The organism is Leptonema illini DSM 21528 (genome assembly GCF_000243335.1).
Lineage (GTDB): Bacteria > Spirochaetota > Leptospiria > Leptospirales > Leptonemataceae > Leptonema > Leptonema illini.
The window spans coordinates 1,515,472-1,529,032 of record NZ_JH597773.1 but is presented as its reverse complement, the minus strand read 5'-3'; the positions used below and the strand labels follow the sequence as shown (position 1 = coordinate 1,529,032).

The window sequence follows — 13,561 nt, the reverse complement described above, 5'->3', positions numbered from 1 at the left end:
ATGAAGCCCATTACGATATCTGAACTGATGACTCCGAATCCGATCACCATCGATCCGGAGGCCAGGGCTATCGACCAGCTTGAAATCTACCAGAAGAATCGCATCCATCATCTTCCCGTAAAAGAGAAGGGCGAGATTATCGGGATGCTTTCGCGCAAAGACCTCGACCATTTTATCAGCATCACGCGCATGCTGACGACCGAAAACTACGATCTGCGAGTGCGCGATATCATGACGACGCCTATCTTCTCTTACTACGAAGACGTCGGCATCGATCAGGCGGCCGGCGCCATGGTCGACAACAACATTCACGCCATCCTTGTGGTAGCGAAGTCCGATGATGCCGTAGTCGGCATCCTCACATCGACGGATCTTTTAAAGTATCTTTCGCGAAGCAAGCAATACCGCATGGAATAAGCGGTAGCGAAGGCTCACGTCTTTCGGTTCTTCCACTCAATCGTCCTCTGGCTTGCGCCGCTTCTTAAAGAAAGAAGAAGAGCATCGCCGTCAGAGTCGTGTGAATACCGATTACCGGCAGGATGCTTTCCGTCCTTTCGCGAATAACGCTCAGAGAAAGTCCATAGACGAAGTAGACGGGCAAAAGCATCACCTTGCCGATGAGATCGAGGTGCTCGCTATCAATGCCGGGAATCGTCGTCGGTTGAAGAAAATCGAAAAGCGAAACGGTGCTCACCGGTAGAAAAGCGCTGCCACAGGCAAAGGCGACGGCGGCGAATATCGCCGGCGAAGAGATAAAAAAAGGCCCGCGAAAGCGCTGAATGAGAAAGTGTGGCACAAGGTTGCCGTGAATACCGCCGAAATACAGAAGCGCCGTCATCACGGGAAGAATCAGAGCTCCGAACAGCCACTCCAGGCCGCCGCCGTTCAGGTTATACTGCAGCGTCAGCCAGCTTCCGCCGATGACGCCGGCCAGAACCGAGACGGGCAGAAAACGGAGCCAGTCCCATCCGACCGGAAGCCGAAGACCGTACGACGTCGGCGATCGGCGAATCTCGCTGAAGTAGAAGGCGACGACCGTAAGCGTCACGAGAAACGTGAAGAAGCCGGTGGATAACCCGAGCATCGGTTCGGTCAGGAATCGTTCGAATGGACTGAAGAACAGTCCGGCCACCATCGACATCCAGCCGAGCAATTGCGGAATGACGCCGTAAATAGCGGCGCGACCGAGAAGCTTCAGCCGTGTAACCGAATCGATCTCTTCAAAGGCCTCACGACACAGGCGCACGATGCGCGTTGCAGAAAGGCCCGTGCCCGTTCCGCGCGGAGAGCCACCGATATCGCCTGAGCCTCCCCAGCGGTTCTCAGCGTCCTGACCCGAAACGGCCGGATCAAAGAGATTCAATCGTTCGTAGATGCGATCAAGCTTCAGAGGAGAGAACATATCGCCTTTGCGAATCGTATAGTGACGGCGATCTTTCTGTAAGATGATGAAGGTGGGCTTCTTTCCGTAAAGCTTGGTCAGGTATTCCTCGAGCTCGTAGATGCCCATGTCGCAATGATAGACGACGGCGGCGTCGGTTTCGGTGATGTCGGCTCGGGCCACCTCGACGACGCCTTTGAAATCGCGAAAGTCCTGCACGCGAAAGATGACATTGTCGATCTTCTTGAGCATGCCGTATGTATAACTCGTATAATCGAGATCGTTCCATTTGCCTTCTTTTTTAAGAGTCAGCTCTTCTTCGCGAAGCTTCTCAAGGCGTCTTCTTGTACGTTCGAGAAGTTCGGGCGGGAAGGCAAGCAGATCGATGTGTTCGAGGCCGAGAGCGTCGATGATGCCTTCGAGCCGAATCAGCGGAACGATCTCGCCGAGTACGTGCGAGCGCTCGGGAGTTATATGAAGGTGGTTCAGCAATATCCAGATGGCAAGAACGGTGTCGAGATCGGGCTCGTTCGCGTAGATCGTCCAGTTCTTGTCTTTAAGATTCAGGCCTTTGCGGACCATCACAAGCGACTGCTCGCATGTAGACAATGTGAACGAGCGCTCCACGCCTTCATGGTGGTCGAGGTTATAGATCTGCCGATCATGATCCATGAAAGGCTCGCCGCCGGCCGCTCCGTCGAGGAAGATCGTTCGCTCGGGGGATTTGCGGGCGTTCGGGGCGCTGACGACGCGGCCTTTCTGCACGCGCACGACAAGATTCGGAGATTCAAGACAGGTCAGTACGGAACCGTCGTCGGCCTTTTTGATGCGATATCGGTCGGGAATGGACCAGGCGGCCACTGCCTCGGAGCGAACGGCGGGAACAGGTTCGTCCTCGTCCATATTCGCCACAGGCAGCAATTTCTTTAAAAAATCGATCATGGCTTCCGTGTTCAACCGGGGACCGGCCCGAGCGTCTTTTGTTTGCTCTGTAGCATTGTTTCAGTAAATTGGTACCATGTCCAGTCACAATTCTGCCCCTCGCACCATGTATGAGAAGATCTGGGATGCGCATCTCGTGCACGATGATCCGCAAACGGCAGCTCTGCTATTTATCGATCGCCACCTCGTTCACGAGGTAACGTCGCCTCAGGCCTTCGACGGCCTGCGCATGAACGGCCGCAAGCTCCGACATCCGGAGCTCACCTTCGCCACCATGGATCATAACGTTTCTACGCGAAGCAGGGACTGGAACGGTGCCGGCGAAATCTCGCGCATTCAAATGGAAGCTCTTAAGAAAAACTGCGACGAGTTCGGCGTAACGCTATTTGATCTGAATAATCCCGATCAGGGCATCGTGCACGTCATCGGTCCGGAGATGGGCATCACGTTGCCCGGTACGACGATCGTATGCGGCGATTCGCACACATCCACGCATGGTGCCTTCGGAGCGCTCGCTTTCGGTATCGGCACGTCGGAGGTCGAACACGTGCTTGCCACGCAAACGCTGCAGCAGCGCAAGTCGAAGACGATGCTGATTCGCGTGAACGGAAAGACCGGTCCGGGTGTGACGGCGAAAGACATCGTGCTTGCCATCATCGGTCGACTGACCACGCAGGGCGGCACCGGTTACGTCATTGAGTATGCAGGCGAGGCCATCCGCAACCTGAGCATGGAAGGACGCATGACCGTCTGCAACATGTCGATAGAAGCGGGCGCTCGCGCCGGACTCATCGCTCCCGACGAGACGACGTTCGAGTATCTGCGCGGAAAGGACTTTGCTCCAAAAGGAGAGGCCTTTGATAAGGCGGTGGCATACTGGAAGACGCTGCCGTCCGACGAAGGAGCGAAGTTTGATGCAGTGATCGATATGGATGCCGCTTCCATCGTTCCGATGGTTACCTGGGGAACGAACCCCGGGCAGGTTGCTCCGGTTAACGGCGTCGTGCCCGATCCGGAATCGATCAGCGATCCGGTTGAGCGCGAGTCGGCCCGACATGCTCTGGCCTACATGGAACTGAAACCGGGACAGAAGATCAGCGACATCACGGTCAATACCGTCTTTATCGGTTCGTGTACTAACTCGCGCATCGAAGACCTGCGCCGTGCGGCGGCCATCGCAAAAGGACGCAAGGTAAAAACAGGCGTGCGTGCCATCGTCGTGCCTGGTTCGGGCCGCGTATTCCGTCAGGCCGTAACCGAAGGGCTTGATAAGATCTTCAGCGAGGCCGGCTTTGAGTGGCGTTTCGCCGGCTGCTCGATGTGTCTGGCCATGAACGACGACTTCCTGAATCCGGGCGATCGTTCGGCGTCGACGTCGAACCGTAACTTCGAAGGCCGTCAGGGCCGCGGAGGCCGCACACATCTGGTCGGCCCCGAAATGGCCGCGGCCGCTGCCATCGAAGGCCACTTCGTCGATATTCGCGAGTATGCGAAGGCATCGGTGGGCGTCTAACGCTGCGACATTTGCTAACGATATTGGAGGAAGGCCTGGAGAAATCCGGGCCTTTCTGTTAAATAAGCCAATTCTCAGATGGGTATTCTGTAACCTGGTCCCTCCAGGAAATCTCAATTTCAGGGGACATAAGATACATTATCGGAAGTTACGAGTATCTGGTTCGGAAAGTTTAAACCACTGAGGGCTCCGAGGACGCGGAGAAGACAGGCAGAGATGAACTGCAGAGATTACAAGGAAAAGAGTATTGTTAACCGCGGAGGGCACCGAGGACACTGAGAAGACAGGAGAAGAGATAAACGTCTGAGAGTAACCAATTAACAGAGGAAAAGGATAGGATTCGCAATAACTATTGATAGGAACAGGCTCTGTTTTACTGGCATACAAGAGGCACTGGACCGGATCGCTTTCACGTATTTTGCGCCTTTCGCGATTAAAACCCTTTCCACGAAAAACACGAAAAGCGCGAAAGAAGACTGAAACATACCTCAGCGGGCTTTCTCTGAGTTCCCTGTGCCCTCCGCGGTAAACTCGGCCTTGTTCAGAGAAGGCGCTTCTCAGGCCTCAGCGGGGGCCTTTTCTTCTACGGGTTTGCCGTAGTAGTAGCGGCCTTCTTTAATCACAAGGCCTTTGCGCATCAGGTCGTCGGCGAGGATTAAGAGAGCGCTGTTGGCCTCGGCGAAGAGCTTCTCGTCGCCGTCGTTCTCTTTTGCCATGAGATAGTGGATGGCCTCACGCTGTTTCGGAGTCATGAGTCCGAGCAGCGCACCGCTGAGGCGGGCGTCTGCCCTGACGAAGACCCTGGCGAGCACGTTTGGCGGCGTATCACGCAGAAGATAGAAAAGAGCGAGATTGTCGAAGGAAAGCAGATCAGTTAGAATCATTCTCGGAAAGCTTCAGAATGCCCGAAACGGGGTCAAGTCTTTTGGAACGACTCCGATGATGAGAATGTGAAACGAACAAGACTGATAGCCCTTCTTTTAATTCTGATGGCCCTGCCCGCCTCGCTCTTCGCCGAGACCCGCGTCTACCAGAGCTCAAGGCCCGTGCATGAGGTCATCCCGCTTTTCATCGACGAGCTCGGTGCGGCGTCGATCCAGTTCCGCGTGAAGCGCAACTACAACGAAGCGAAGGACGGCAAGCTCGGATTCGTGCTCTCGCTGCTTCCAGGCGAGCGTTTTGCCGACATTAGCTTTCTCGCAGACGACAGGACAAAAGGCTCGCTTGTGAAAGTGACGACGCAGGACCGCAAAGACGGTGATATCTTCTATCGCATCTTCTGCGAGAAACTGAAGATGACCGAGCCCGGCGTTAAGATTCCTGAAGATACGGGCCCGGGCTGGCCGACTGCTCCGGGTCGTTGAGAGCGCGGAAGAGTTATCGTAGCGGAAAGCTCCGGTCCTTGCTGATTCGATCAGTCAACAGGTGCCTGGGCTCGACGGTTTCCCTGCCACCATGTGAACCCCTTTGCGGATTCTGACTTGACTTCACTACAGCAAAGAGGCATATTTGAATGCGAGGCGCGATATGTTATTCAACATTATTCTCGAAAAAGAAGGCGAATGGGTTATTGCCGAATGTCCTGCTCTACCGGGATGTGTTTCGCAAGGGAAAGACGAAAAAGAAGCCATCGAAAACATCAAAGAGGCCATTACTGCATGGCTCTGGGCTGAGAACCAGAAGGCCGTTTGATTTCTTAGTCAAATTCGCAGAGAACATCGAATTCACCGCCGTCTGTGGTTACAGCGGTTCCTCTTCCACCACTTCCATCGTTTCCATCTTCACAGACCAATTCGGCTACGACGTAGGCATATTCTCTGCTTTTGTAAGGAGCTGCTCTTTCCATACATGTTTCAAATGCATATGATTCTGTGATTTTCAGTAAGAGTCGGCCTTTCCGTAGCATCCATCTACCTGTAAGGTCAGAGCTGCACTGCGCCAGCTGTGCACCTTTTATAGTGCCATCTTGAGAAAGGTGAAATGGACCGACTGCTATTTGCCGTGCAGGGAAAAACGTTATGTACTGAAACCCTGTAAAATTACCCAAATCTATATGTCTCGATACTGATGTTGCGTCGATATTCTGGCTATTCTCCAGCCCAGTCGATAACTCCGAAACAGATGAGACTCGCTCTTTTTCCAGCCGACACTGCATCGATACTATGACTGCAAACACCAGAATCACCATCTTTGCAGTCATAGTATCGATAGGAAAGTTCCATTCAGTAAAGTCTCGAAGCTTTTCGAACTGCCCTCGTGCATTCTGATCGGTTATCATTCTACTAACCTTACTCAAACCTGGCGACCTTTCCATGAATTCGGGTGGCGCCTCTGATGAATCACACCCAGAACGTGTATCTCACCGGTCTTCAATTCATAAAACACAGTGTAATGAAATCGTGCGATGGAAAAGCGGCGAATTTCATTAAGATATTGCGTTCCTGCGAACGGAAAACGCCGCAGAAAGTTCAGTGTTGCCAGGAATTCATCATAGAATTCGGCACCGAGCCCCTGCCGTTCTTCTTCGTAATAATCGATGGAATGATTGATGTCAGAGATCGCCGAAGTATGTAGCTTATAGTTTAGCATGCTTCGAATGGAGGCGGGCTTCAATCTCTGCGAGGGCTTGATCTCCGTCTACCCATCGGGCCTCACCCACTTCGAGCATGCTGAGCCTTTTCCTCAATTCCGTCTGGATGGCTGCTTCAATCTGCGGATCCGTAGGTTTACACAGAGTTTCAGAGAGGTAACCCATCAGGCTGACCCTATCTTCTTCTGTGAGCGACGAGATTTCCAGTTCAATCTCTGCCAGTGTCCTTGCCATATACCCTGCCTCAAACGAAGGTAGCAGGCAATCCGGGGTTCCGCAAGCCTTTTTGAGAGACGACTTCCGCTTTTTACCGCCTGATCGCAGTGACTTCGGACCCCCGCAAGAGGCCTTGCCGAAGCTACTTCTACCTTCTTGTGCGGTTCTGGTTGATGCGGTTCAGGATGTAAACAAACAGGAAGGCGCCGATGAAGGCGGTGATCAGGTTGACGCGCACAAGCAGGACGTCGCCGAACTTCGGCTGCATCAGCCACGACACAAGTCGGATGAACCAGGCCTCAAGGCCGGCGAGCATGGTGACCAGGACGGCGCCGATGATGGCGACAAAGGCTGCTCCCCAGAATCCTCCGGGAAGCTCCTTTTTCTGATGGGTGTAGTAGTAATAGGCTGCAGCAAGGCCCGAAATGCCATAAACGACAAAATCCGCCAGCTGGCGAAGAACGATTGCAAGTGACTCCATATATCTCTCTGTACGTACACCTTTTTTCATGCCCCTCAGTTTATCAACAGATTCGCGTGGCTTGAAGATCTGCGCCATGCCGGGGCACTGCGCGTAGATCCGGCCGCCCGGTCTTTTTCGCTCGCTTTGGTTCATCGCCGTGAGAAAGAGGATTTCATGAAGGGCATCACGGGGCAGAGCGCCGTCTTTGGCATCTTTGGAAATCCTGTATCGCATTCGATCAGTCCGATCCTGCACAACCGCACCTTTGAGAAGATGGGCTTCAACGGCGTGTATGTGCCCTTCTGCGTCGATCAAACGGGTCCCTTCTTAAAAAAGGCCGTGCTTCATATGGGCCTGAGCGGCCTTTCGGTGACGATCCCTCATAAGCTCTGGGCGGCGAAGGCTGCCGACCAGCGGGATGCGCTCAGTGAGCTCACCGGAGCGGCCAATACGCTGCTTGTGCGCGAGACGCGAAACGGACGCATTCTTTCAGCTCATAATACAGACGGCCCCGGGGCGATGCGAGCGCTGCAGACGGCCGTTCCCGATCTGAAGGGACGACGCGTCGTCATCGCCGGCTATGGCGGATCGGCCCGCGCCATCGTCGGGCAGCTTCTGCTTGCATCGGGCGTGAAACAGGTCGCCGTCACCGGTCGCAACATGCCGAAGATCAAGGCCTTCATTCGTTCGTTTACGAAGAAGCGTCCGGATTGGGCGGCAAAGCTCATCCCGCTAAAAGAAGAGGCGCTGCTCGATTATGAGGCGCACATCCTCATCAATACGACGCCGCTTGGCATGAAGGGATTTGACCTGAGCCTTCCCGTGCCCGAGTCCTTCTTGCGTCCGGGGTTAGCCGTGATGGACATCGTCTACAGACCCGAGATGACTCCCATTCTGATTGCGGCAAAGAAGAACCGTGCGACGATCGTTCCGGGCTACTGGATGCTTCTCTATCAGGCCGTTTTACAGTTCGAGCTCTTTACAGGTATGAAGGCAGGGCCCGATGTCGAGAACTTCATGCGCCTGAATCTGCTGACGGCGCTGCGTTCCTGAACGAATGACTTCCCCTGACCGTGCGTCTGATCTGATCACCGAGCTCGACAGGCGGGCGAACCCGGAACGTTCGCGACGCTTCTCGGCCGCCCAGTTCGAAGTCGGATTACAGCGCCTCGAATCCCTGACCGCTTTTCTCGTATCGCAGCCGCCTTTTCTATACCGCCCCGCCCTGCGTATCTCGGTCGTCGGAACAAACGGCAAAGGCACCGTCGCCTTCGCCCTGGAGTCGCTCTTTCGCGAGGCCATGAGAGGCTGGGCTTCGGTTACTGGGTTGTACACATCGCCGCATCTGATCGATTTTACCGAGCGCATCCGCATCGATGGCATGCCGGCGTCGATACTTGAGCTCGACAGCCTCTTTCGTGAAGTGAACGATCTGATTGCGTCGCTGCCCGACGGTCTTTCTGATGGCCTTTCTTCGGATCGTCTTTATAAAGAGATCTTTGATTCGCTGACCTATTTTGAGCTGTTAACGCTGCTTGGCCTGCTTCTCTTCCAATCGAAGCGCACGCCCGTGCAGATCTATGAGGCCGGCTTGGGCGGACGGCTCGATGCTACGCGTATCGCGCGGGCCGATGTCGTCGTTCTTACGTCGATTGGCCTTGATCACACCGCCCTGCTCGGTCATATGCGAAGGCGCATCTTCGAAGAGAAGGTCGGCATCCTGTCTGAGAATACGCAGCTTCTGTTTTTACCCGAGCCTCGCTATGAGCGCTGGCTTGCACAGGAACTGCTGCTCAAACTCAGATCGCACAGTCAGCGCGCAGAGCATCGCCCGCAGAGTTCTCTTCACACACAAGAGAGACCCCAGATTCTCGTGAATCCGCGCCTGGCCGATCCTGATTATCTGATCGCAGGCGCCGACTATGCGCGTTTCATCTATGGTACGCTGCGCGCATCGCTTGCCCTGCCCGATCTGAACGCCTTTGAAATCCCTTCGCCGCCCGGGCGCAGAGAAAGACGGCAGGCATTCGGGAAGACGTGGATCTTTGATAACGCGCATAACGCTCCGGCGATGTTCATGCTGTTAAAGGGACTTGAGGGGCTGCCCTTCGCGCAGACGGCCGTCGTTCTTGCGCTTTCTGCCGATCGTCGCCCGGCCCCCATTCTACGATTGATCGCCCGATACCGCTTTGCCCATCTGATCGTCGTAACAGGACATGGCTTACAGGATGTCGAGATCGAAGACGTGCGTCGATGGACGGGAATCGATCGCGTCTCGACGATGCCTCTTGAATCCGCGCAGCTCGCAGATCGGATTTCTGAGCCATTCGTTCTTTTTATGGGCTCGCACCGGCTTTATGATCTTTTTGACAGAGAAACTCGCCTCAGAAGTGATGAACAACGATGAATACGAAAGGAACGGAAGCGAAGCCCGGGATTGCCAGAACTCCGACCGCGGAGAAGCCGGCTTCTAAGCCCCCGATGCAGTGGAACCTGCCCCGACACTTTGAGCCGGGCATTCCGCTGGCCGTTCTTCGCGAACGTCGCAAAGAGGTGCAGCGGCGCCTGTCTGAGCGCGGCGTGTTAGTGCTGTATTCAGCCGGCGAGAAAACGCACTCGGGCAGCGTTTCGTTTCCGTTCCGGCAGGATTCCGATTTCTATTATCTTACGGGTCTTGAGATTTTCCCATCGCGGCTCGTCATTACGGGCGAGAAAATGGTGCTTTTCAGCGACCAGCCCGATCCCGAGAAAGAGATCTGGGAGGGGCTGCGTCCTTCGCATGAGGAGCTGCGCGAGCTCTGTCCCGTCGACGCCGTCTACAGTCTTTCAGATTACGAAGAACAGCTGGCCGCTCTGCTGCGTGGACGTTCGCGTCTCTATTATAGCTTCGGGCAGAATGCCGCCCAGGACCATGAGATACTGTCGAAACTCGACTTCATGATCCGCCGGGGGCGCGCCGGCCAGAGCGGACCGACCGGAGTCTTTCATACGCAGGTGCTTCTGCACGAGATGCGCATGATTAAATCGGCCTACGAGATCGAACAGATGCTTGAGACGGCGTCCATCACGGCAGAGGCGCACCGGGCCATCCAGGCGGCCGTGCGGCCGGGCATGTTTGAATACGAGCTTGAGGCCCTCATTCTCCAAACCTTTCGCCGCCATGATGCATCCTGGGCGTATCCGTCGATCGTCGCCTCCGGGGTTAACGCCTGCATCCTGCATTACGTCGAGAATCGCCGCTGTATCGAAGAGGGCGACCTCATCCTTGTCGATGCCGGGGCGGCAAAGGCCAACATCAACAGCGACGTGACGCGCACCTTTCCTGCATCGGGCCGCTTCACGCCCGAACAGCGCGCCGTGCATGACGCCGTTTCGCGCGCCCACGACGCCGCTCTGAAAAAAACGATCGTCGGTTCGAGCATGGACGAGAGCAACAGCGCTGCGATCGAAGTGCTTGTCGATTTTCTCATCGACGAGAAGATACTTCTCGAAAGCCGCGATGCCTGTCTTGAAGAGGAGCTGTATAAACCTTTTTATATGCACAGAACGGGGCACTTTATAGGCTATGACGTGCACGACGTCGGCGCCTACTACGGCGGACAGGAATGGATCGAGGCCGAGACCGGACCGCGGCGGTTTCGCGCCGGTATGGTTTGCACGGTCGAACCGGGGTTATACTTCTCTCCAGGCCTTTCGGAAAGCAGGCATTTCGGCGGCATCGGCATCCGAACCGAAGACGACGTCCTTGTGACGGCGACGGAGCCGCGCATCCTCACGACAGGGATTCCCCGGTCGGCCGATGAGATTGAAGAGTTTATAAAGCGGAGTCGTGCGTGATCAGCGAGATCCCTCTGCCCTTTTCAGTTCCCGGTCCGTTCGGTCCCGTTCATAGCATATCGAGCTTTGCCCTGCTGCTCTTTCTCTCTTTCGTCGCCGGGGCGATCCTCGCTCCGCGCGAGCTGCAGCGACGAGGCCTTGATCCGGCGGTTTCAGAGTGGGTGATCGTGCTCGGCGTTTTCGGCACCTTTATCGGAGCAAAGATCGGCTACGTATTCGAGATCTGGGATGACATCTGGGTCGTGACAGATTCGGTTTCTGATACGATTATGCATCTCTGGCTTTACCGTGAGGGCATGGGCGTGAAAGTTCCAGGAGCTGTCGGATTGTGGGAGACTCTCTTCTCTCGCGGAGGTCTTGTCTTTTATGGCGGCCTTCTTGCATCGGTGATCTTCATTTACGTTTATCTGCGCATGCGCCGTCTCGATGTGCTGCGCTACGCCGACGTCTTTTTTATGAGTCTGGCCCTCGGTTATGGCATCGGGCGCATGGGCTGCCTTGTAAGCGGCGACGGTTGCTATGGATATGCCTCTTCGGTGAACATCCCTCTGTTAACGATGGTCTATGGATCGGGATCGGCGATGCCTTCGGCCGGCGTGCGCGTATGGAACACTCCGCTGATCGAAGCTATTCTGAGCTGGGCGCTTTTCGCGTGGATGATGCTTGTCGGTCGATTCAGGGATTACAGGCCGGGGTTTTTCGCGGCGCTCTTTCTTATCTGGGACGGCCTTTCGCGATTTGCCGTAGAGTTTCTACGCATCAACGATGCGGCCATTCCCGTGCTTCCGCATCCGCAGATAGCAGGCACGGCCCTTCTGCATCATAATGACTGGCCGTCCAATCCCGAGGCCTATTACTTTGAGAACTGGCACTGGTACGGCTTCACACAGAGTCAGATCGTCGGTTTCGTACTCTTCCTGTCGGGCCTGTTATGGATGCTTTATGGACGACTTTATAAATCCACAAATAAAGAAGCAAGGAACCTCACGTGAACACGCAGACGCTGAACGAAACACAGTTAACCGGACTGGACGATATGCTCGATCGCATCGTCGCCGATACGAATCTTCATACCGCCTGGATCAATACGCTCAGTTTTCTTGAACACTGCGGAGCGCGAAAGATCCACCGCACCGACTTCGGCTCTCATCTCGATGAAACCATCCTATCGCATGCGGCCGAAGAGGCGCGGCATGCCCTCTTTTACAAGAAAATGGTGCGCAAGATCGATCCTTCGGCGCCGACGGATTTTGATTTCAGTCGTATGCTCTGCGGTTATTCGGGCTTTCGCTATTTTCAATCGCTGGATTCGGGTATCGAGCGACGTGTGCATGGAGATCCGGAGCTAAAAGGCAAAGATCGATCGACGCGCAATCTGCTCTGTTATCTTTATGTAACGACGCTTGTCGAAGAACGGGCTATGTCGGTTTTTCTCGCCTATAACGAAGCTCTCATTCGCGCCGGGCTGCCGCTGCGGCTTGACGGGATCATTCGCGAAGAAGAGGGACATCTGGACGAGATGCAACAGATGCTGCCTCTGCATGATGGGCGATGGATAGAGCGTCTTGACTCGATGCGCCGTTTCGAGCGTGAGATCTTTGCGCGCTTCGCTCTGGCCTTGCAACGTCGTGTTTTCTCGGCCTAACGCTCCTGATATGGCGGCAACGGCTCATCAAGGGGAGCGAACATGTCGTCGGTGTCGTTGAAAAGCGGTTTTTCGTTCCAGTGCGGGTTGAGAACAGGCTTCTCAAGCGGATCAGCGGGAAACTTATCATCGTAGATGCGGGAAACGTCTTCGAGCATCTTTTCTTTCACGGGTCTCGGCCGTCCGTGTTCGTCAAGGAAGGCCGCCGTCGTATCCAGTTTCGCCTCAATGCGCGCCAGATGACGATCGATGATCCTTTCAAAGTCGAGCTTGCCGTTCACAATCTCGAAGCGATGCGTTTCGATGGTCGGCAGATCAAGCTCAAACGGATATGCATGGGCAAGCCCGGCGTATTTCTTCGCTTCTTGCCAGTATTTCTGCGCCTCGGTATAATAGGTGCGGGCGATCAAGAACGATACCTCAAGATCATCGGCGACGTCGAGATCGTGAAAATAGAGAACACGTTTATCGTAGAGCGATCCCAGGCGCAAATACATGCGCATGATCAAAAGATTCGTCTCCATAAACATGAGCAGGCGATATTTATGAAACTGCTCTTCGGTTTCGATCTTGCAGAGCGATCCGCGCGGATGCCGGAATTTGCTGCCTAACGAGGCGTAAAGGAAGAAGATACTCTCTTTAACGTCGGATGGTCTGTAAGCGGGCGGCAGGCCGTAAAGCGAGTAGAAATCCTCGAAGAAGACGGGAACATACTTCTTCTGCTTGAAGGGAATCCAGTCCGAGAACTTTACCCAGCGTCCGGTGCGGTCGTAATAATAGTTCAGTCGCAGCTCGCCCTTCGGTTGCTGCGGATAATAGGGGTCAGGCAGATGGCGTGCGACCGGCGCAGCAAACGTCGCCAGGACGGGCGTGCAGAGAAGCAGAAGTGCAAGCGTAGAAACGGAGAGGCGCATCCCCCTTTATCATCGACAGAAAAACCGTGAGGCAAAACGAAATTCGCTGCCAGAGCTGTC

At 54.9% G+C, this 13,561-nt stretch carries 16 protein-coding genes; 9 read left to right on the top strand and 7 right to left on the bottom strand.

The features are described from left to right. Positions 1-417: a CBS domain-containing protein gene (locus tag LEPIL_RS06990; protein WP_002771290.1), complete on the top strand. Its 417-nt coding sequence runs from the start codon at positions 1-3 to the stop codon at positions 415-417. Positions 418-481: 64 nt separating this feature from the next. Here LEPIL_RS06990 and LEPIL_RS06985 read toward each other — a convergent pair whose 3' ends face one another. Then, entirely contained in the window at positions 482-2,323 is a 1,842-nt protein-coding gene (locus LEPIL_RS06985) for a hypothetical protein (RefSeq protein WP_002771289.1), read from the bottom strand. A 76-nt stretch (positions 2,324-2,399) separates the two neighbouring features. On the opposite strand from LEPIL_RS06985, the gene leuC reads away from it, so the two are divergent. Continuing rightward, positions 2,400-3,836 carry a 3-isopropylmalate dehydratase large subunit gene (gene leuC / locus LEPIL_RS06980; RefSeq protein ID WP_040918407.1) on the top strand — a complete coding sequence of 479 codons (1,437 nt, stop codon included), beginning with the start codon at positions 2,400-2,402 and terminating at the stop codon, positions 3,834-3,836. Between the two features lie 557 nt (positions 3,837-4,393). Here the strand turns inward: leuC and LEPIL_RS06975 are convergent. Next, positions 4,394-4,720, bottom strand: a complete 327-nt coding sequence (locus tag LEPIL_RS06975) for a hypothetical protein (RefSeq protein WP_002771286.1) — start codon at positions 4,718-4,720, stop codon at positions 4,394-4,396. A gap of 66 nt (positions 4,721-4,786) precedes the next feature. Here LEPIL_RS06975 and LEPIL_RS06970 point away from each other — a divergent pair, with 66 nt between their 5' ends. Together LEPIL_RS06970 and LEPIL_RS22870 are read left to right on the top strand one after the other, a co-directional pair. Further along, positions 4,787-5,200 carry a hypothetical protein gene (locus LEPIL_RS06970; RefSeq protein WP_143464842.1) on the top strand — a complete coding sequence of 138 codons (414 nt, stop codon included), beginning with the start codon at positions 4,787-4,789 and terminating at the stop codon, positions 5,198-5,200. Positions 5,201-5,363: 163 nt separating this feature from the next. Continuing rightward, complete coding sequence (locus LEPIL_RS22870) at positions 5,364-5,528, top strand: type II toxin-antitoxin system HicB family antitoxin (protein WP_002771282.1); 165 nt, start codon at positions 5,364-5,366, stop codon at positions 5,526-5,528. A 4-nt stretch (positions 5,529-5,532) separates the two neighbouring features. On the opposite strand, the gene LEPIL_RS06965 is transcribed toward LEPIL_RS22870, so the two are convergent. The 4 genes from LEPIL_RS06965 to LEPIL_RS06950 form a co-directional block, all read right to left on the bottom strand. Further along, positions 5,533-6,114 (bottom strand): hypothetical protein, encoded by a 582-nt coding sequence (locus LEPIL_RS06965; protein WP_040918405.1) that lies wholly within the window; start codon positions 6,112-6,114, stop codon positions 5,533-5,535. Positions 6,115-6,128: 14 nt separating this feature from the next. Further along, positions 6,129-6,425, bottom strand: coding sequence for a type II toxin-antitoxin system RelE/ParE family toxin (locus LEPIL_RS06960; RefSeq protein ID WP_002771278.1), 297 nt, complete (start codon positions 6,423-6,425; stop codon positions 6,129-6,131). Next, the gene (locus LEPIL_RS06955; RefSeq protein ID WP_002771276.1) at positions 6,412-6,660 is read right to left on the bottom strand and encodes an addiction module protein; all 249 of its coding nucleotides are present in this window, start codon (positions 6,658-6,660) and stop codon (positions 6,412-6,414) included. Before LEPIL_RS06955 ends, LEPIL_RS06960 begins: the two co-directional genes overlap by 14 nt. A 130-nt stretch (positions 6,661-6,790) precedes the next feature. After that, positions 6,791-7,123 carry a hypothetical protein gene (locus LEPIL_RS06950; RefSeq protein ID WP_002771274.1) on the bottom strand — a complete coding sequence of 111 codons (333 nt, stop codon included), beginning with the start codon at positions 7,121-7,123 and terminating at the stop codon, positions 6,791-6,793. A 156-nt stretch (positions 7,124-7,279) separates the two neighbouring features. Here LEPIL_RS06950 and LEPIL_RS06945 point away from each other — a divergent pair, with 156 nt between their 5' ends. Genes LEPIL_RS06945 through LEPIL_RS06925 form a run of 5 tightly spaced genes read left to right on the top strand, consistent with a single transcriptional unit; the run spans position 7,280 to position 12,587 of the window. Next, positions 7,280-8,158 (top strand): shikimate dehydrogenase family protein, encoded by an 879-nt coding sequence (locus LEPIL_RS06945; protein ID WP_002771272.1) that lies wholly within the window; start codon positions 7,280-7,282, stop codon positions 8,156-8,158. A gap of 4 nt (positions 8,159-8,162) precedes the next feature. Then, positions 8,163-9,512, top strand: a complete 1,350-nt coding sequence (locus tag LEPIL_RS21775; RefSeq protein ID WP_002771270.1) for a folylpolyglutamate synthase/dihydrofolate synthase family protein — start codon at positions 8,163-8,165, stop codon at positions 9,510-9,512. Further along, a complete protein-coding gene (locus LEPIL_RS06935) occupies positions 9,509-10,942 on the top strand; it encodes an aminopeptidase P N-terminal domain-containing protein (protein ID WP_002771268.1) in 1,434 nt (477 codons plus the stop codon). The genes LEPIL_RS21775 and LEPIL_RS06935 overlap by 4 nt, the downstream gene beginning before the upstream one ends. Beyond that, entirely contained in the window at positions 10,939-11,934 is a 996-nt protein-coding gene (locus LEPIL_RS06930) for a prolipoprotein diacylglyceryl transferase (RefSeq protein WP_002771267.1), read from the top strand. The genes LEPIL_RS06935 and LEPIL_RS06930 overlap by 4 nt, the downstream gene beginning before the upstream one ends. Continuing rightward, positions 11,931-12,587: a hypothetical protein gene (locus tag LEPIL_RS06925; protein ID WP_002771265.1), complete on the top strand. Its 657-nt coding sequence runs from the start codon at positions 11,931-11,933 to the stop codon at positions 12,585-12,587. The genes LEPIL_RS06930 and LEPIL_RS06925 overlap by 4 nt, the downstream gene beginning before the upstream one ends. On the opposite strand, the gene LEPIL_RS06920 is transcribed toward LEPIL_RS06925, so the two are convergent. After that, on the bottom strand, positions 12,584-13,501 hold the full coding sequence (locus LEPIL_RS06920; RefSeq protein WP_002771263.1) for a hypothetical protein: 918 nt from the start codon (positions 13,499-13,501) through the stop codon (positions 12,584-12,586). The two genes, LEPIL_RS06925 and LEPIL_RS06920, sit on opposite strands and share 4 nt — an antisense overlap. Positions 13,502-13,561: the final 60 nt, after the last annotated feature.